This is a genomic window from Mitsuaria sp. RG (genome assembly GCF_028369275.1).
GTDB classification, from domain to species: Bacteria; Pseudomonadota; Gammaproteobacteria; order Pseudomonadales; family Pseudomonadaceae; genus Aquipseudomonas; species Aquipseudomonas peradeniyensis.
In genome coordinates, this window is sequence record NZ_JAQMYQ010000027.1 from 49,879 (window position 1) to 67,305 (window position 17,427).

Sequence of the window (17,427 nt, forward strand, 5' to 3'; positions counted from 1 at the left end):
GCCCGGTCTGTTGTGTCCCTGCGGACGCGAATATCACTTAACAAGGAATACACCATGAGCGATGTAGCTAAAGCCGTCGAGGCGATGAAGGCAAAATTCAACCCATCCGCTGCCGCCGGCCTGGACCTGGTGTTCGGCTTCAACATCACCGACGAAGACAAGCACTACGCCCTGCTGGTCAAGGACGGCACCTGCGAGATCCAGGAAGGCGAGAACGCCGATGCCAACTGCACCCTGGTGATGGACAGCGAAACCCTCAAGGGCATCGTCAGCGGTGACACCGACGGCATGCAGGCCTTCATGGGCGGCAAGCTGCGCGTCGAAGGCGACATGATGCTGTCGATGAAGCTCAGCGAGCTGTTCCCGTCCTGATCGGCGCGGCGAATCGCCAATGAAAAAACCGAAGCCTGACGGGCTTCGGTTTTTTTTTGCCCGCTGCAAGGCCCGCCCATCAGGGCCATTGATCGCCCGGCAACACCCAGGCCAATAAACGTCTGGCACGCTTGTACCAGCTTTGACAGGAAATTAGATTAGCCAATAGTCCTTGCTACTGATCATAAGGAAATCGCATGACGCTCACCGACCAGTCCACCCAGGTACGCCCCGGCGAAGAACTCGACGCGGCCGTCATCGATCCGTACCTCAAGGATCACATTCCCGGCCTCGCGGGCACGCCGAGCATCAGCCAGTTCCCCGGCGGCGCCTCCAACCTGACCTACCTGGTCAGCTATCCGGACCGGGAGTTCGTGCTGCGCCGCCCGCCATTCGGCCACAAGGCCAAGTCGGCCCACGACATGGGCCGTGAGTTTCGCATCCTCAACCAGCTCAACGCTGGCTTCCCCTATTGCCCCAAGGCCTACGTGCACTGCACCGACGAGTCGCTGATCGGCGGCGAGTTCTATGTAATGGAACGGGTCAACGGCATCATCCTGCGCTCGGACATCCCCGCCGAACTGGACCTGGACGCCGGCCGCACCGAAGCCCTGTGCAAGAGTTTCATCGACCGCCTGGTCGAGCTGCACCAGGTGGACTACCAGGCCTGCGGCCTGGCCGACCTGGGCAAGCCGGAAGGCTATGTGCAGCGCCAGGTCGAAGGCTGGGCCAGCCGCTACGAAAAAGCCCTGACCCCCGACGCGCCGCGCTGGGAGCAGGTGATCGCCTGGCTGCGCGAGAAGATGCCCGCCGACCATCCGCGCCCGGGCATCGTGCACAACGATTACCGCTTCGACAACGTCATCCTCGACAGCGCCAACCCGATGCGCATCATCGGCGTGCTGGACTGGGAGATGGCCACCATCGGCGACCCGCTGATGGACCTGGGCAACAGCCTGGCCTACTGGATCGAGGCCGGCGACCCGGCGCCGGTGCAACTGATGCGCCGCCAGCCGAGCAACGCCCCCGGCATGCTTACTCGCCAGCAGTTCGTCGACTACTACGCCGAGCGCGCCGGCATCCGCATCGACAACTTCGACTTCTATTATTGCTACGGCCTGTTCCGCCTGGCCGGCATCGTCCAGCAGATCTACTACCGCTTCTTCCACGGCCAGACCCAGGACAAGCGCTTCGCCCAGTTCATCCACATGAACCGGCTGCTGGAGCAGATGAGCCTGCAACTGATCGGCAAATCCAGCCTGTAACTTCGGCAGACAACAAGGAATACGCGCATGTCCAAGACCCACCTGTTCGACCTCGACGGCAAGATCGCCTTCGTTTCCGGCGCCAGCCGCGGCATCGGCGAAGCCATCGCCCACCTGCTGGCCCAGCAGGGCGCCCATGTGATCGTCTCCAGCCGCAAGCTCGACGGCTGCCAGCAGGTGGCCGAAGCGATCGTCGCCGCCGGCGGCAAGGCCACCGCGGTGGCCTGCCACATCGGCGAGATGGAGCAGATCCAGCAGGTGTTCGCCGGCATCCGCGAGCAGTTCGGCCGTCTCGATATCCTGGTCAACAACGCCGCCACCAACCCGCAGTTCTGCAATGTCCTGGACACCGACCTGGGGGCGTTCCAGAAGACCGTCGACGTCAACATCCGCGGCTACTTCTTCATGTCGGTGGAGGCCGGCAAGCTGATGCGCGAGCACGGCGGCGGCAGCATCATCAACGTGGCCTCGATCAATGGTGTCTCGCCCGGGCTGTTCCAGGGCATCTACTCGGTGACCAAGGCGGCGGTGATCAACATGACCAAGGTCTTCGCCAAGGAGTGCGCGCAGTTCGGCATCCGCTGCAACGCCCTGCTGCCGGGGCTGACCGACACCAAGTTCGCCTCGGCGCTGGTGAAGAACGACAGCATCCGCAACGCCGCGCTGCAACAGATCCCGCTCAAGCGCGTGGCCGACCCGAGCGAGATGGCCGGCGCGGTGCTGTACCTGGCCAGCGATGCCTCCAGCTATACCACCGGCACCGCGCTCAATGTCGATGGTGGGTTCCTGTCCTGATCCGGATCCACGCACGCCCTGTGTAGGAGCGGCCTTGTGCCGCGAAAGGGCTGCGCAGCAGCCCCAGGATTTCAGCGCTGATGCAAAGATCGCGGGGCTGCTTTGCAGCCCTTTCGCGGCACAAGGCCGCTCCTACAGGGATGGCGCAACCCGCGGATCTATCCCTTGATCGCCTGCAACGTATAGCTCAGCGGCAACCGCCACGGCGCCTCGTTCAGGCGCCACTCGCCGTCATCGCCCAGCGTCATCTGCCCCGGCAGCGCTTCCCAGGGGATGCTCTGGTGCTCCTCCAGGCCAGTGATGCGCAGGCCGTTGTTCAGCAGCGCGGTGATCACCTCGCCCAGGCCATGGTTCCACTCATGGGTTTCGGTCTGGGTCAGTGCCTGGTCGGTTTCGACATAAGTCTCGTCACTGTGCCACACCGTCGGCGCCTCGCGCTCGAAGTACGGGTACTCCAGTTGCAGGCAGTCCTGATGGTCCTCGTTCACGGCCATCAGCATCGGGTGGCCGTCGCGCAGGAACAACCGCCCGCCCGGCTTGAGCAACGTCGCCACGGTCTGCGCCCAGCGCTCGATGCTCGGCAGCCAGCACAGCGCGCCGATGCCGGTGTAGACCAGGTCGAAAGCTCCCGCCGGCAATACCTGCGCGGCCTGATAGACGTCCGATTCGACATAGGCGATGCCCGCCCCACAACGCTCGGCCAGCTGGCGCGCCTGGGCCAGGGACGCCGCAGAGAAATCCAGGCCGCAGACCTCGGCGCCCAGGCGCGCCAGCGACAGGGTGTCGGTGCCGATATGGCATTGCAGATGCACCGCGCGCAGGCCGTGGATATCGCCCAGGCGTGGCAGGTCGAAGCGCACCACCTCGGACAGGTGCCCGGGCTCGGCGACGAAGCGCTCGACCTCGTAGTCCCCGGAGGCAGCGTGCAAGGGTGCGCGCTCGTCCCAACTGGCGCGATTGAGTTCCAGTGATCGGCTCATAGCGGTGCTTCCCTGTCCTGAGTGAGTCAGGCGCCACGTTAACCGGCCCTCGCCAACCCGGCAACCACCCCGTCAACCAGAAGTTGACGGCTCGGGTATACTGCCCGCTTCGTGCCCGCCCAAGGATCCAGCGCCCATGACCGAAAACAGCTTCGCCTTTCGCCTCAAGGAACTGCTCGAACACCACAAGCTGACCCTGCAGGCCGTGGGCACGGCGCTGGGGATCTCGCGCACGGCGGTGCACAAGTGGACCCGCGGCGGCGAGATCGACTACGACAACCTGCGCCGCCTGGCCGACCTGCTCAAGGTCAACTGGATCTGGCTGCGCTACGGCGAGGAGGCCCTGCACAACGTGCAGCAGGCCGAGGTGGTCGAGCTGCCAATGACCGACGTGCGCCGCCGCTACACCGCCGAGATCATGGAAAGCGAGACGCGCATGAAGCTGGCCCAGGAAGGCGCGCGCATCGTCACCTGGGAATGGAACCTGGTCACCGACGAGGTGACCTACTCGCCCAACGTCGAGGCGGTGTATGGCTGGCCGCTGCGCCGCAACGAGGACTTCTGGGAACACATCCACGCCGATGACGCCCGCCACATGCAGGGCATGTATGCCCAGGCGGTGGCCGACGGCACCGGCTGCGAATGCGATTTTCGCATCACTCGCCCCGATGGCGGCCAGCGCTGGATCGCCTCGCGCGCCACGGTGCTGCGTGACAGCGTCGGGCGCCCGGTGAAGATGGTCGGCATCAGCATGGACAACACCGAGCGCAAGGTCGCCGAAGAAGAGCTGCGCCAGAGCGAGGCGCGTTTTCGCACCATCTTCGAACTGGCCTGGGGCGCGCTGGCCTATATCGACCCGGATGGCAGCTGGCAGCGGGTCAACGGCAGCTTCTGCGAGCTGCTGGGCTACCGCGAGGACGAACTGTACGGCACGACCTTCCAGCAGATCACCCACCCCGACGACCTGCCGGGCAACCTGGCGTTGCTGCAGCGCATGCTGGCCGGCGAGATCGAGCGTTACGAGGTGCAGAAGCGCGTGCGCCACAAGGACGGGCGCTATATCTGGGTACGGGCGCGCACCTCACTCGAACGTCGCGCCGACGGGCAGCCGGAGCATCTGATCAGCGTGTTCGAGGACATCACTGCCGAGCGCGCGGCAGGGTAAGCATCACAGCGCCCCCCTGTGGGAGCGGGTTTACCCGCGAAGAATCCGACGCGGTGCTTGGCACCGGCTACGCCGGTGTTCGCGGGCAAGCCAGCTCCCACAGGTATCGCGCCAGACTCCAAAAATTGAGCAAGACAGTTGCTCCCACAGGGTGTCGATTTGCCTGTTCTAGTCCTGCACTGGCCTGGCTTCAAGTTATAGACAGGTGGCCGCCGCCGCCCGGCGCTGCAACGCCACGCCGTCATTCTTCTGCGCGTAATAGTCCACCCGCGTGCCTCCCGCCTGGGCGTAGACATCGACGAACGACTCCGCCTCCCGGGTATACACCGTGAACCCACCCTGCTTGCGCGCCTCCAGGTAGCCGCTGGCATCGACCCCGAAGGTGGTCTCTTCCTGCCAGCTGAACTGGATGCACTGGGCGACCAGGTCGGGCGTCTTGTGCGAATCCAGGCGTGCGGTGGGCGAGCCGTTGCGCGCCGCTTCCATGGTCGACGATGCACAGCCCGCCAGCAGCAGCGCCACGGTGATCGGCAGAATTGCTCGCATGTTCCATCCTCGGGACAAAAAAGAAGCAGACTCTAGCACTGCCGGGCCGGCCGGGGAATCGCCGCTACCGCTCATCGCCGCCGCGATAAAAGTTTGCGCGGCAAAGAACCAAATCGATCGCCACAGGTCACAGGAGGTACCGCGTAAACCGTTGCGGATCAAGGACCTATAACGTGATGAAACGCCTTGCAAGCCTTTCGATGGTCGCCACCCTGCTGCTGCTCGGTGGCTGCTACAGCAACCACTACCACGACGATGACGACGGCTGGCGCGACCGTGACCGCGGCCACCGTCATCACCATCGCCACGACCGTGACGATGACGACCGCCAGTACCGTGACCGCTACTACCGCTGAAGCGTCTTTCAAACCCTGACTCGCCGCCAACCACGCGGCACCCTCCCCCTGATGATTCCCCTGAGGTTCACAACATGCGTCTGACTCTGCCTTCCCTCGCCCTCGGCCTGCTGCTCTGCCAGGGCGCCTTCGCCGGTGACGGTACCGCTGCCATCGGCGGCGGCCTGGGCGGTGCCCTGGGCAACGTCGTCGGCAAACAGATCGGCGGCAGCACCGGCGCGGCCATCGGCGCGGGCCTGGGCGGCGCGGCCGGCAGCGCGGTGGGCGCACGCAAGGGCAACCGTGCCGAAGCCGCCATCGGCGGTGGCCTGGGTTCGGCCGGCGGCTCGCTGATCGGCGGCAAGCTCGGCGGCTCCACCGGCTCGACCGTCGGCGCGGGCCTGGGCGGCGCGGCGGGCGGCGCGATCGGCAACCACATGGGCGACAACAACCGCAAGCACAAGCATCGCCACTGATCCTGCAGGCGATCGCCCAGCCCTACGAGCGGCTTCACGCCCCCTGTGGGAGCGGGTTTACCCGCGAAACAAGCACCGCGGTGCCTGGCACCAGCTTTGCTGGTGTTCGCGGGTAAACCCGCTCCCACAGGGTTGGGCAATCCCCGGCAAAACACTGCAGCACGTCAACGACGCATTCGCGTCAAGCTGCCACACTAGGGCCATCGCCTTTCGTGCCCCTGTGTGAAGGAACATCCCCTCCCCATGAACCATGAGCTGCTCTGGGTCCTAGGCCTGCTGGCCGTCGTCGTCGTCCTGTTCATCATCAACCGCCCGCGCATGGACGTGGTCGCCCTGCTGGTGATCCTCGCGCTGCCGCTGTCCGGCATTCTCACCGTCGAGCAGGCCCTGGCCGGTTTCAGCGACCCAAACGTGGTGCTGATCGCCGCGCTGTTCGTGATCGGCGAAGGGCTGGTGCGCACCGGCATTGCCTATCGCATCGGTGAGTGGATGAGCGAGCGCGCCGGCAACAGCGAGGCGCGCCTGCTGGTGCTGTTGATGGTGGCGGTGGCCGGCCTGGGCTCGGTGATGAGCTCCACCGGCGTGGTGGCGATCTTCATCCCGGTGGTGCTGAGCATCGCCGCGCGCCTGCAGCTCTCGCCCAGCCGGCTGATGATGCCGCTGAGCTTTGCCGGCCTGATCAGCGGCATGCTCAGCCTGGTGGCGACCCCGCCGAACGTGGTGGTGCACAGCGAGCTGGTGCGCCACGGCGAAAGCGGCTTCGGCTTTTTCAGCTTCACCCCCTTCGGCCTGGTGGTGCTGGTGCTTGGCATCGGCTACATGCTGCTGACCCGCCACTGGCTCAACGGCGAGGTGCGCAAGGACGGTCGCGTCGAGAGCCGCCGCACCCTGCTCGACCTGGTGCTGGACTACAAGCTCAGCGGCCGCGAGCGGCGCCTGCGCATCCGCCCCCATTCGCCGCTGATCGGCCACACCCTCGGCGAGCTGGAGCTGCGCACCCGCCACGGCGCCAACGTGATCGGCATCGAGCGCCAGCACAAGTTCACCACCCGGGTGATTCCCGCCGACTCCGGTACCCTGCTGCAACAGGACGACGTGCTGCTGCTGGACCTGTTCGCCAACCGCGACGACCTGCGCAGCCTGTGCCAGTCGATGCTGCTCGAGCCCCTGCACTTCAAGGCGGCCTATTTCATCGACCAGTCCCAGGAAGTGGGCATGGCCGAGATTTCGCTGCCTCCGGGCTCGCAACTGATCGGCAAGACCCTCCTCGAGCTGACCTTCCGCACCCGCTATGACCTCAATGTGGTCGGCCTGCGCCGCGACCAGCAGGCGATCGAAGGACCGCTGGTGGAAGAAAAGCTGCGCCTGGGCGACACCCTGCTGGTGGTCGGTCCGTGGAAAGCGGTACGCCAACTGCAGGGCAAGCCCCGCGACTTCCTGGTGCTGAGCTTGCCGGCGGAAATCGACCAGGTCGCCCCGGCTCGCGCCCGCGCGCCCTACGCGCTGATCAGCCTGGCGGTGATGGTCGGGTTGATGGTCAGCGGCCTGGTACCCAATGTCATCGCCGCCTTGATCGGCTGCCTGCTGATGGGCGCCGGCCGGTGCATCGACATGAACAGCGCCTACCGCGCCATCCACTGGCAAAGCCTGGTGCTGATCGTCGGCATGCTGCCCTTCGCCCTGGCCCTGCAGAAGACCGGCGGCATCGACCTGGCCGTCGGCGCCTTGGTCAGTACCCTCGGCGGCGCCGGGCCGAGCGTGATCCTCGCCTGCCTGTTCGCCCTTACCGCGCTGATCGGCCTGTTCATCTCCAACACCGCGACGGCGGTGCTGATGGCCCCGGTGGCGGTCAGCACCGCGCAGCAGCTGGGCATGTCGCCCTACCCGTTCGCCATGACCGTGGCCCTGGCGGCGTCGGCGGCGTTCATGACGCCGGTGTCGTCGCCGGTCAACACCCTGGTGCTGGGCCCCGGCCAGTACCGCTTCGCCGACTTCGTCAAGGTCGGGGTGCCCTTCACCCTGCTGGTGATGCTGGTCACCGTGCTGATGGTGCCGTGGGTGTTCGGCTTGTAGTCGGCGGCACGATCCAGGCGATTTGCGGCGAATTGACATCAATTGGCGACTTGAAAGACACTCTCAGACTATCGTCCCAGGTGCCTACGGCCGTTTTCCTGGATTTCGTCTTCGCTTGCCGGTCGAACCCATGGTGTCACCAGCCCCGTCGCGCCTGCTGCCCCTGCTGAGCCTGTTCGGCCTGACCCTCGCCTTGACCCTGGCCGGCATCCTCGCCCGCCCCATCGAATCGCTGTCGCTGTTCTGGCCGGTGAACGCGGTGCTCGCCGGGGTGCTGCTGCGCAATCCGCGCCAGGCCACCCCCTCCGGCTTCGCCCTGATCTACCTGGCCATGGTGGGCGCCGACCTGGCCTGCGGCAGCGCCTGGAAGCCAGCCTTGTGGTTCAACCTGTGCAACCTCGGCGCCATCGTCAGCATCTGGTACCTGATGGCCCGCCTGCCACGCGTGCACCGACGCCTGCGCACGCCCCACGGCACCCTGTACCTGTTCGGCACCTGCGCGGTCGGCGCCGTGGTCGCCGCCAGCCTGGCCTGCGTGATGGCCACGCCCTGGTTCGAACAATCGCTGCGCGCCACCTGGCTTGCCTGGTTCAGCGAGCAGTTCTCCACCAGCGTGCTGGTCCTGCCCGTGCTGCTCACCGCCCCCTCGCCACGCGCCCTGAGCGGCCACGGCAGCGCCAGCCAGCCGATCCGCCTGGCGCCGCTGCTGGTGCTGCTCGCCTCGCTGGCGGTCAGCATCGTCTTCGGCGGCCCCGGGGCCATCGCCTTCCCGATCGCCGCGCTGCTGTGGTGCGCGCTCAGCTACTCGCCATTCCTGGTGGCGCTGCTGGCGCTCACCGCCGGCAGCACGCTGATCGTCGCCGTGGCGCAGAACCTCATGCACTTCAGCATCCCGCAGAGCGAATCGGGGGTCACCACCCTGATGTCGGCGCGCCTGGGCATCGCCATGCTGGTGCTCGGCCCGCTGGTGCTGGCCTGTGTCAGCAGCGCCAACCGCAGCCTGATGGCGCGCCTGGCGCATCAGGCGACCATCGACCATCTCACTGGCACCCTGTCCCGCAGCGCCTTCATCCGCCGCGCCCACGCCCTGCTCGACAACCGTCGGCAAGCGCCGCTGACCTTGATGATGCTCGACATCGATCACTTCAAGACCATCAACGACCAGCATGGCCACGCGGTCGGCGACCAGGTGCTGCGCCAGTTCGCCATGACCCTGCAGGACCAGTTGCACGACGGCGAGCTGTTCGCCCGCCTGGGCGGCGAGGAATTCGTCATCGTCGTGCCGGGGCTGGCACCGGAACTGGCCAGGTTCACCGCCGAGCGCCTGCGTCGGGCGGTACAGGACCAGCACATAGCGCAGCCCGGGCAGGCGCTGCGGATCACCGTGAGCATCGGAGTAAGCGGTTGCACCGCCGACACCCCGGCGCCCAGCCTCGACGAACTGCTGGCCAGCGCCGACCAGGCGCTCTACCGGGCCAAGGCCCAGGGTCGCAACCGGGTCGAACAGGCCGAGGGACAGCGCCAGGTGGTGTGACTCAGCCGGCCAGCAGGTCCCAGCTCAGCTTGGCGATCAGCACGCACAGCAGCACCAGGAACAGCCCGCGCACGAACCCCGCGCCCTTGCGCACCGCCAGCCAGGTGCCGGTCAGCGCGCCGAGGATGTTGAACAGCGCCATCGGCAGCGCAATGGCCCACAGCACATTGCCCGACGGAATGAAGAACACCAACGCCGCCAGGTTGGTGGCGATGTTGACCAGCTTCGCCGAAGCCGAGGCATGCAGGAAGTCCAGGGCGAAGAAGCGGATGAACAGGAAGATCAGGAAGCTGCCAGTGCCTGGGCCGAACAATCCGTCATAGAAGCCGATGGCGCCGCCGATCAACACCGCCAGGCACTGTTCCTTGCGGCCGATCGCCATGGGTTTGTGCAAGGTGCCGAAGTCCTTCTTGCAGAAGGTGTAGATGGCCATCAGCACGATCAACACCAGCACCATCGGCCGCATCACGCTTGCCGGTACCAGCGACACGGTGGCCGCGCCGCAGAACGACATGACGAAGGCGCTCAGCGCCGCCGGCACGATCAGCCCCCAGTCCAGCTTGACCTTGCGGATGAACGAACGCGCCGCAAAGCTGGTGCCGCACACCGAGGCCAGCTTGTTGCTGCCCAGCAACGCCGCCGGCTGGGCGTTGGGCAGCACGTTGAACAGCGCCGGGATCTGGATCAACCCGCCGCCTCCCACGGCGGCGTCGATCAGACCAGCGGCGAAGGCGAACAGTGAAAGCAGGGCGATATCCATCATCTCGGGGTCCGGGCGGCATAAAACAGGCTGCCAGACTAATCAAAGCGGCGCGCGTGTGTTGAAATGCCATATTGCGAAAACTGCAACAAGGAACCCCGCGATGGCACTGGACATGCTGCGAGAAATACAGGCGTTCGTCAGCGTCGCGCACAAGCGCAGCTTCGTCAGCGCTGCCCGCGCCCTGGGTCGTTCGCCCAGCGCGGTGACCCGGGCCGTGCAGGCCCTGGAGGATAGCAGCGGCGCCAAACTGTTCAACCGCAGCGCCAGTTCAGTATCGCTCACCGAGGCCGGCGAGCGGCTGCTGCCCCATGCCGAGCGCTTGCTGGATGTGCAACGGGATGCCGCCGACGAACTGGCAGCGCTGACCGGCGACGCCCAGGGCTGGATCCGCCTGGCCGCGCCCGAGGTGCTGGCCCAGCAGGTGCTGCCGGCGGTGCTGGCCGAATTTTCCCGCCGCCACCCCCACGTCACCCTCGACGTACAGTACGGCGACCAGGCCTTCGACCCGTTGCAAGGCAAGCTGGATTTCGTGATCCGCGGGGCCTTCCCGCAGTCCAGCGAACTGATCGGCTATCCACTATGGCGTTACCGCCGCCATCTCTACGCCAGCCCTCAGTACCTGGCATTGGCCGGCACACCGCAGGTGCTGGAAGACCTGGAGCGGCATACGCTGATCCTGCACACCGCGCCGCGCATCCTGAAGGCCTGGCATTTCAGCAAGGACGGACACATCGTCAGCCTGCGCCCGCGACCACGGCTGCGCCTGGGCTCGGGGGTGGCGGTGCTGCAGAGTACCCTGGCAGGGGCCGGTATCGCCCGCCTGGCGGATTGGCTGGGGGAGCCGCAGGTGCGTGCCGGGCGCCTGGTGCGGGTCTGCCCCGACTACCACCTGACATCCAGCACCGGGCAGGACCCGCAGATGCACGCCGTGTACCCGGCCGGCGACCTGCCGGCGAAGGTCCGCGAGCTGCTGCAAACCCTGCGCGAGGCCGGTCCGCGGGGAGGGGAACAGCCCTGAACTGGGCTGCTCAATTTCTGCTCAATCTAACAGAGGCCCTGAGAACCATGGCCTGTAGCGCTTTATCCACAGACCTACCCACGAATTTTGTGGACAGTTTCTGCAAGCCTTGAAGGAATTTTTACAAGCGCAGCAAGGCCGCATTGGCCAACTTGACCAACTCGATCCATTCGCTTGCGCTGATCACACCGGAACGCTCCAACTCTTCGGCACGGCGCAGTGCCTGATCGTAGTCCGCTTCGTGGAGGATGCCCTCACCGAGAAAACGACCGCGCCACTCCAGCATCGCTGCAGTGCCTTTCTTGCATTCCATAGTGTGTATTGTCTCCAAGGCAAGTAAACGGCCCGTGTGCCCGGGCCCTGGGATTGGGGGCGCGAGATTACACGAGCGACTTGTACTTGAGAACGACTTGCAGCTACCGCTTGTCTAGACGACTGCGGCCAGGAGGCGGGAAAAACTTGGGGAAGGGTCTGGCCCGCCATTGTGCCAGGCGGGCCGGGACAGGAAAAAGTTGCGGCTCAGCTTGGCGGAATGGTGCCCAGCAGGCCAATCATGATAGTCAGCAGCAGAAAACCACCCAGAAACAGCGCGAGCTTGCCCATCGGAACCTCTACAGTGTGATGACGTAACGGCGGGGCTGGCCGCTGCGGCAGTGCAGCGGGGCAGCCTGCCCAGCGCACACCGGGTTGGAAGGCTGGGCCTGGGTGTATTTTCCGGCAGCGGCTGATACGGTTACAGATTCAGGTTCGTGGAAAAAAAGCGGATCAGATGGTGATTCCTCCCATCGCGGGGCAAGCCCGCTCCCACGCCGATCGCGTTAGCCTAGCGTCGTACGCTCGTGGGAGCGGGCTTGCCCCGCGATGGCCATCCGCAAGCCGAGCACACCTGTGCTACGGTCCGAAGCCCAGACAAGGAGAACTCCCAGAGATGACCGCGCTCGCCAGCAACGCCGCCCTGCTGATCATCGACATGCAGAACGGCATCAACCACCCTCGCCTGGGCCGTCGCAACAACCCCGAAGCCGAACAGCGCATCAGCGAACTGCTCGCCGCCTGGCGTGCAAGCACGCGCCCGGTGATACATGTGCGGCACATCTCCCGCGATCCGGACTCGGTGTTCTGGCCGGGCCAACCCGGTTGCGAGTTCCAGCCCGCCTTCACCCCGCGGGCCAGCGAGACCGTGTTCGAAAAACACGTGCCCGACGCCTTCTGCAACAGTGGCCTTGAACGCTGGCTGCACCAGCGCGGCATCAGCCAGCTGGTCATCGTCGGCGTGATCACCAACAACTCGGTGGAATCGACCGCACGCTCGGCGGGCAACCTGGGGCTCGATACGCTGGTGGTGGCCGATGCCTGCTACACCTTCGACCAGCACGACCTGCAGGGCCGACTGTGGCCGGCGGAAGACGTCCATGCCCTGGCCCTGGGCAACCTGGCCATGGACTATGCGCGGATTCTCGACAGCGCGGCCTTGCTGGCTGCGGTCTGATCTCAGTCCAGCTGGCGCAGCTTCGCCAGCGGTACCCAGCCCAGCTCCCCATTGCCTGCACGACGGCACCAGAGCCAGCCGTTCAGGGGGCGCAGGCCCTCCAGCGACTGGCCGGGGTCAACATCCAGCTCATGGGCCGAATAGGCCTCCACCGCCCTGCCCCGGCCGACGCCAAGCCGCTCGATGAGCTGGCCGGGCACCCAGCCTGGCTCCTGGCCCTGGCAACTGCACAGGTACCAGTCCTCCCAGTGCTCATCACCCTCGTAACGCTGGCCGATGTCCAGCAGCGTGCCTCGGGCGAAGGTGATGGGCGCAGGATACTCACTGCGGTGTGCGGCAATCACGACGTAGTTCACAGGCCTCTCCCTGGCTGCGAAAAGCGTCGATGCTAGTCGAAGGTCCTTCAGAGCACCATGATCATTTCGTGCCAGGCCATGCCGCCATGGTCGGAGGCCGACGGGCGCACATAGGCGTAGCCCATCTTCTCGTACAGCCCGACATGCCGTTCCTTGCACATCAGGTGAATAGTCGCCTTGCCGCGCTCGCGCATCTGTTCGACGAAACGCGCCATCAGCCGGCCGGCATGGCCCAGGCCCTGGTACGCAGGGTCGAGCACCACCGACATGATCACCACGTTGGGCGCCAGCGGATCATGCCCGACCAGCTCCTTGAAGGCTTCGTCCGACATCACCACCTGGTCGGCGCAGCCGCTGTTGATGAAGCCGATCACCTGGCCATCGGCTTCCAGCACCAGGAAGCCCTCCGGGTACTGGGCGATGCGCGTGGCGATCTTCTCCCGGGTGGCGGCCTCGTCGCCTTCGTAGGCGCTGGTTTCGATCTGGTAGCAACGGTCCACGTCGGTTGCCGTGGCCTGGCGGAACATCGGGGTGCTCATGGGGCGGATCCGGATAGCGGGAAACAGGGGCGACATGCTAACGGAAGTCGTCGCCCAGCTGTATGCCCGCCATGCCAGTTAGACCGAACGGGTGATACCCCCATCGACCCGCAGGTTCTGCCCAGTGATGTAGCCCGCGCCCTCGGAGGCCAGGAAGGCGACGGTGGCCGCGATCTCCTCGGCCTTGCCGTACCGCTCCATGGGAATCCGGCTACGGAATTCCGCTTTCTCCGGCAGGCTGTCGATAAAGCCCGGCAGCACGTTGTTCATACGGATGTTCTCGGCCGCGTAACGGTCGGCGAACAGCTTGGTGAAGGCCGCGAGCCCGGCGCGGAACACCCCGGAGGTCGGGAACGTCGGATCCGGCTCGAAGGCGGCGAAAGTCGAAATGTTGATGATGGCGCCGCCGCCCTGGCGCTGCATGATCGGCGTCACCAGGCGGGTCGGGCGCACCACGTTGAGGAAGTACACCTCCATGCCACGGTGCCAGTCGTCGTCGCTCAGCTCGAGAACCGGCGCGCGCGGGCCGTGGCCTGCGCTGTTGACCAGCACATCGACCCGCCCCCATTGCTGCATCACTGTGTCGACCAGACGCTGCAGGTCTTCTACCGACTGGTTGGAGCCGGTCACGCCGATCCCGCCCAACTCGGCCGCCAGCGCCTCGCCCTTGCCGGACGACGACAGGATCGCCACCCTGAAGCCATCGGCGGCCAGCCGCCGCGCGGCCTCGGCACCCATGCCACTGCCGCCTGCGGTGATGATTGCAACTTTCTGGGAAGACATGTGTTGCTCCTTCTGGGAGTTGATCAAGTAGGCCCATGAAGCCAGAATCCGGCTTATCGCACCAATCACAAATACTGGCAGCAGCCTGCAGGAAATCTACTGGATGAGCGCGCCCAAGCGACGCAATGCCCCCGCCATCGTCAACCACCTGGTGGCCTTCGAGGCCGCCGCCCGCCTGGGCAGCTTCCGCGCCGCCGCCGACGAACTGCACGTCACCCCCGGCGCCGTCGCCCAGCAGGTACGCACCCTCGAGGACAAGCTCGGCCGCCCGCTGTTCGAGCGCCTGCCCCGAGGCCTGCGGCCCAACCGGGACGGCGCCGACTACCTGACCCGCGTGCGCCTGGCCCTGGACATCATCGAGGACGCCACCGGCGAACTGCTGGAACGCGACAGCCAGCGCGATCCCCGGCAGATCCTGCTCAGCACCACCCCCGCCTTCGCCAGCCGCTGGTTGATCCCGCGCCTGGGCCTGCTGGCCCAGGCCCACCCGCCGGTGGCGCTGATGATCGATGCCTCCGACAGTACCCGCCCGTTGAGCGGCAAGGGCGCCGTGGACCTTGCCGTGCGTTGGGGAGCCCCGCCCTTCGCCGAAGCCTACGCCCTGCCCCTGCTGCCCGGCGTGGCGGTGCCGGTGTGCGCGCCGGCGTTGCGCGGCGAGCACTCTTGGCGGCAAGCCGCGGATCTGGCGCAGCAGCCGCTGATCTCCGACAGCCACAACAACTGGAAGCGCTGGTTCGATCACTACGCGCTGCCCGGCACGCGCTTCAACGGCCCGGTGTTCTCCCAGACCATCCTCGCCATCGAGGCCGCCGAGCAAGGCATGGGCATCGCCCTGGTGCCCCGCCTGCTGGTGGAAAATGCCCTGAAGGCCGGCACGCTGGTACTCGCCCTTGAAGACCATGAACTGCACAGCAACGCCGGCTTCCACCTGCTGGCCGGCCATGCTCCGCTGGCAGGCTCGGCCGCCGAGCAGGTGGTGCGCTGGCTGCAGGCGCAAGCGAACGATGAAACCCAAGAACGCCCAAATCACAACGCTCCGATTTAGCGGGCTAGCGAGGTCTGCGTGGGAGCGGGCTTGCCCCGCGATCACCGGCATGGCCGGTGCCATCCATTGCATCGCGGGGCAAGCCCGCTCCCACGCAGATAGCTGAAACTGCTCACGAAGCCCTGCCCTTGTGTAGCATTCTGTGTACCAACCGCCTCCCGATACACACGAACGCCCACCCCACCAGCACCCGACACACCCCGGACACAGCCACCTCCTTAACTACACGCCATCCCGCCCACACCGATGGCCCGCCAAGGAGATGCACCATGTTCGCCAGCACCAACCGCCTCAACCGCTCAGCCCTGCTCGCCTGCGCCCTGCTGCCTCTGGCCCTGCTGACCACCACCCCCGGTCAGGCCGAGGAAACCCGCTCGCCTGCCGCAGCCCGCCAGTCCACCCCCTTCGGCCCGCTCAAGCATGTCCAGGCCGGCGTGCTGGACGTCGCCTACGTGGAACAAGGCCCTGCCGACGGCCCGGTGGTGATCCTCCTGCACGGCTGGCCGTACGACATCCACAGCTACGAGCAGGTGGCGCCGCAACTGGCCGCCCAGGGTTACCGGGTGCTGGTGCCCTACGCCCGCGGCTACGGCGACACCCGCTTCCTCTGCGCGAACACCCCGCGCAATGCCCAACCCGCCGCCCTGGCCAGCGACGTCATCGCCTTCATGGACGCCCTGGGGATCAAGCGCGCCGTGCTCGGCGGCTTCGACTGGGGCGCGCGCACCGCCGATATCGTCTCGGCCCTGTGGCCCGAGCGGGTCAAGGCGCTGGTGTCGGTCAGCGGCTACCTGATCAGCAGCCAGGAAGCCGCCAAGGCCCCGCTGCCGCCCAGCGCCGAACTGCAGTGGTGGTACCAGTACTACTTCGCCACCGAGCGCGGCCGCGCCGGCTACGACAGCAACCGCCACGCCTTCGCCCGGCTGATCTGGCAGACCGCCTCGCCGCAGTGGAAGTTCGACGACGCCACCTTCGAGCGCAGCGCCAAGGCCCTGGACAACCCCGACCAGGTCGCCATCACCGTGCACAACTACCGCTGGCGGCTCGGCCTGGCCCAGGGCGAGACCCGCTACGACCCGCTGGAGGCGAAGCTGGCCACCTTCCCCGCCATCGGCGTACCCACCATCGCCCTCGAAGGCGATGCCAACGGCGCGCCGCATCCACCGGCCGAGGCCTACGCCAAGCGCTTCACCGGCAAGTACGCCTACCGCCTGGTGAGCGGTGGCATCGGCCACAACCTGCCGCAGGAAGCGCCCGAGGCATTCGTCAAGGCCGTGGTGGATGCGGACCATCTGTAAGGGCAATTGCAACATATCGTTTCGGCAGCGCATGTCGGGTGCCGGGAGACGCGGATTGCCTCTGCAACCCGTCTGTTCCGTGGCAGGCCTTATACTCCGGGGCCTGCCGCAGAATGAGCGGACGCATGCCGAAACATTCACCCCGGCCATCCTGTAAGACGCCTCTTTTGTTGCTGTAGGACGTTTCTACGGGTTTGTGATCCGGTGTATGAATAATCAGTATTGGCTGGGGAATTGACCTGATACCGTCGAGCCTTTCCTACAACGGCACGGATGCCCACGGCCAGTGAGAACGACATGGACAACTACGACAGCTCGGCGCTTGGACTGCAGAAATGCCTGCTGAACCTGCGCCGGGATCATGCACGGATGAAAGCGTCGGGAGAGCTGGAAAGAGCAGCGATACTGGCGCAGGTAATTGGGCGGATGGAGCAGGGATTGAAGGAGGCCTCCCAGGGAAGGAAGCCCGAAACACTGCAGTGAAGTGATGCCAGCAAGATGGTGATGGATTTGCGGCTCGCCCTGGTGAGGCGCCGCAAGCCCATCGCGTACACCGCCCACGCTCAATATAAGACCCACTCCCTCATTTTTCGTC

General features: G+C 66.0%; 20 protein-coding genes. 13 read left to right on the top strand and 7 right to left on the bottom strand.

All coding sequences use genetic code 11. The features are described 5' to 3' along the window. Nucleotides 1-54 precede the first annotated feature (54 nt). From POF53_RS16140 to POF53_RS16150, 3 genes are all read left to right on the top strand, one after another. The gene (locus POF53_RS16140; RefSeq protein WP_203652286.1) at nucleotides 55-372 is read left to right on the top strand and encodes an SCP2 sterol-binding domain-containing protein; all 318 of its coding nucleotides are present in this window, start codon (nucleotides 55-57) and stop codon (nucleotides 370-372) included. 197 nt (nucleotides 373-569) lie between these two features. After that, nucleotides 570-1,637 (top strand): phosphotransferase family protein, encoded by a 1,068-nt coding sequence (locus POF53_RS16145; protein WP_186715188.1) that lies wholly within the window; start codon nucleotides 570-572, stop codon nucleotides 1,635-1,637. Nucleotides 1,638-1,664: 27 nt separating this feature from the next. Further along, a complete protein-coding gene (locus tag POF53_RS16150; protein ID WP_046856224.1) occupies nucleotides 1,665-2,432 on the top strand; it encodes an SDR family oxidoreductase in 768 nt (255 codons plus the stop codon). Nucleotides 2,433-2,590: 158 nt separating this feature from the next. Here the strand turns inward: POF53_RS16150 and POF53_RS16155 are convergent, their stop codons facing one another. Next, nucleotides 2,591-3,412 carry a class I SAM-dependent methyltransferase gene (locus POF53_RS16155; protein ID WP_232855613.1) on the bottom strand — a complete coding sequence of 274 codons (822 nt, stop codon included), beginning with the start codon at nucleotides 3,410-3,412 and terminating at the stop codon, nucleotides 2,591-2,593. A gap of 136 nt (nucleotides 3,413-3,548) precedes the next feature. Between POF53_RS16155 and POF53_RS16160 the strand changes: the two genes are divergently transcribed. Beyond that, on the top strand, nucleotides 3,549-4,577 hold the full coding sequence (locus POF53_RS16160) for a PAS domain-containing protein (protein ID WP_232855614.1): 1,029 nt from the start codon (nucleotides 3,549-3,551) through the stop codon (nucleotides 4,575-4,577). A 195-nt stretch (nucleotides 4,578-4,772) separates the two neighbouring features. Here POF53_RS16160 and POF53_RS16165 read toward each other — a convergent pair whose 3' ends face one another. Beyond that, nucleotides 4,773-5,123 carry a hypothetical protein gene (locus tag POF53_RS16165; RefSeq protein ID WP_232855615.1) on the bottom strand — a complete coding sequence of 117 codons (351 nt, stop codon included), beginning with the start codon at nucleotides 5,121-5,123 and terminating at the stop codon, nucleotides 4,773-4,775. Nucleotides 5,124-5,299: 176 nt separating this feature from the next. On the opposite strand from POF53_RS16165, the gene POF53_RS16170 reads away from it, so the two are divergent. From POF53_RS16170 to POF53_RS16185, 4 genes are all read left to right on the top strand, one after another. Beyond that, the gene (locus POF53_RS16170) at nucleotides 5,300-5,479 is read left to right on the top strand and encodes a hypothetical protein (protein ID WP_046855050.1); all 180 of its coding nucleotides are present in this window, start codon (nucleotides 5,300-5,302) and stop codon (nucleotides 5,477-5,479) included. A gap of 74 nt (nucleotides 5,480-5,553) precedes the next feature. After that, nucleotides 5,554-5,934 carry a glycine zipper domain-containing protein gene (locus POF53_RS16175; protein ID WP_203652278.1) on the top strand — a complete coding sequence of 127 codons (381 nt, stop codon included), beginning with the start codon at nucleotides 5,554-5,556 and terminating at the stop codon, nucleotides 5,932-5,934. Nucleotides 5,935-6,177: 243 nt separating this feature from the next. Next, nucleotides 6,178-8,007 carry an SLC13 family permease gene (locus POF53_RS16180; RefSeq protein WP_498968497.1) on the top strand — a complete coding sequence of 610 codons (1,830 nt, stop codon included), beginning with the start codon at nucleotides 6,178-6,180 and terminating at the stop codon, nucleotides 8,005-8,007. Nucleotides 8,008-8,137: 130 nt separating this feature from the next. Then, complete coding sequence (locus POF53_RS16185; protein ID WP_498968499.1) at nucleotides 8,138-9,541, top strand: GGDEF domain-containing protein; 1,404 nt, start codon at nucleotides 8,138-8,140, stop codon at nucleotides 9,539-9,541. A gap of 1 nt (nucleotide 9,542) precedes the next feature. Here POF53_RS16185 and POF53_RS16190 read toward each other — a convergent pair whose 3' ends face one another. After that, nucleotides 9,543-10,304: a sulfite exporter TauE/SafE family protein gene (locus POF53_RS16190; protein WP_232855618.1), complete on the bottom strand. Its 762-nt coding sequence runs from the start codon at nucleotides 10,302-10,304 to the stop codon at nucleotides 9,543-9,545. A gap of 100 nt (nucleotides 10,305-10,404) precedes the next feature. On the opposite strand from POF53_RS16190, the gene POF53_RS16195 reads away from it, so the two are divergent. Beyond that, complete coding sequence (locus tag POF53_RS16195) at nucleotides 10,405-11,322, top strand: LysR family transcriptional regulator (protein ID WP_498968501.1); 918 nt, start codon at nucleotides 10,405-10,407, stop codon at nucleotides 11,320-11,322. A gap of 121 nt (nucleotides 11,323-11,443) precedes the next feature. Here POF53_RS16195 and POF53_RS16200 read toward each other — a convergent pair whose 3' ends face one another. Further along, nucleotides 11,444-11,635: a hypothetical protein gene (locus POF53_RS16200; RefSeq protein WP_028691846.1), complete on the bottom strand. Its 192-nt coding sequence runs from the start codon at nucleotides 11,633-11,635 to the stop codon at nucleotides 11,444-11,446. Between the two features lie 615 nt (nucleotides 11,636-12,250). On the opposite strand from POF53_RS16200, the gene POF53_RS16205 reads away from it, so the two are divergent. Continuing rightward, nucleotides 12,251-12,811: a cysteine hydrolase family protein gene (locus POF53_RS16205; RefSeq protein WP_498968503.1), complete on the top strand. Its 561-nt coding sequence runs from the start codon at nucleotides 12,251-12,253 to the stop codon at nucleotides 12,809-12,811. Between the two features lie 2 nt (nucleotides 12,812-12,813). Here the strand turns inward: POF53_RS16205 and POF53_RS16210 are convergent, their stop codons facing one another. The 3 genes from POF53_RS16210 to POF53_RS16220 all read right to left on the bottom strand — a co-directional run bounded on the left by POF53_RS16210 (nucleotide 12,814) and on the right by POF53_RS16220 (nucleotide 14,489). Next, complete coding sequence (locus POF53_RS16210; RefSeq protein ID WP_203652265.1) at nucleotides 12,814-13,167, bottom strand: SH3 domain-containing protein; 354 nt, start codon at nucleotides 13,165-13,167, stop codon at nucleotides 12,814-12,816. Between the two features lie 47 nt (nucleotides 13,168-13,214). Beyond that, nucleotides 13,215-13,706, bottom strand: coding sequence for a GNAT family N-acetyltransferase (locus POF53_RS16215; protein WP_203652262.1), 492 nt, complete (start codon nucleotides 13,704-13,706; stop codon nucleotides 13,215-13,217). A 78-nt stretch (nucleotides 13,707-13,784) separates the two neighbouring features. Then, complete coding sequence (locus POF53_RS16220) at nucleotides 13,785-14,489, bottom strand: SDR family oxidoreductase (protein WP_475858876.1); 705 nt, start codon at nucleotides 14,487-14,489, stop codon at nucleotides 13,785-13,787. A 103-nt stretch (nucleotides 14,490-14,592) separates the two neighbouring features. Between POF53_RS16220 and POF53_RS16225 the strand changes: the two genes are divergently transcribed. The 3 genes from POF53_RS16225 (at nucleotide 14,593) to POF53_RS16235 (ending at nucleotide 17,315) form a co-directional block, all read left to right on the top strand. After that, on the top strand, nucleotides 14,593-15,534 hold the full coding sequence (locus tag POF53_RS16225; protein ID WP_498968507.1) for a LysR substrate-binding domain-containing protein: 942 nt from the start codon (nucleotides 14,593-14,595) through the stop codon (nucleotides 15,532-15,534). A gap of 269 nt (nucleotides 15,535-15,803) precedes the next feature. Continuing rightward, on the top strand, nucleotides 15,804-16,832 hold the full coding sequence (locus POF53_RS16230) for an alpha/beta fold hydrolase (RefSeq protein ID WP_498968509.1): 1,029 nt from the start codon (nucleotides 15,804-15,806) through the stop codon (nucleotides 16,830-16,832). A 297-nt stretch (nucleotides 16,833-17,129) separates the two neighbouring features. Next, nucleotides 17,130-17,315: a hypothetical protein gene (locus POF53_RS16235; protein ID WP_102682584.1), complete on the top strand. Its 186-nt coding sequence runs from the start codon at nucleotides 17,130-17,132 to the stop codon at nucleotides 17,313-17,315. Nucleotides 17,316-17,427: the final 112 nt, after the last annotated feature.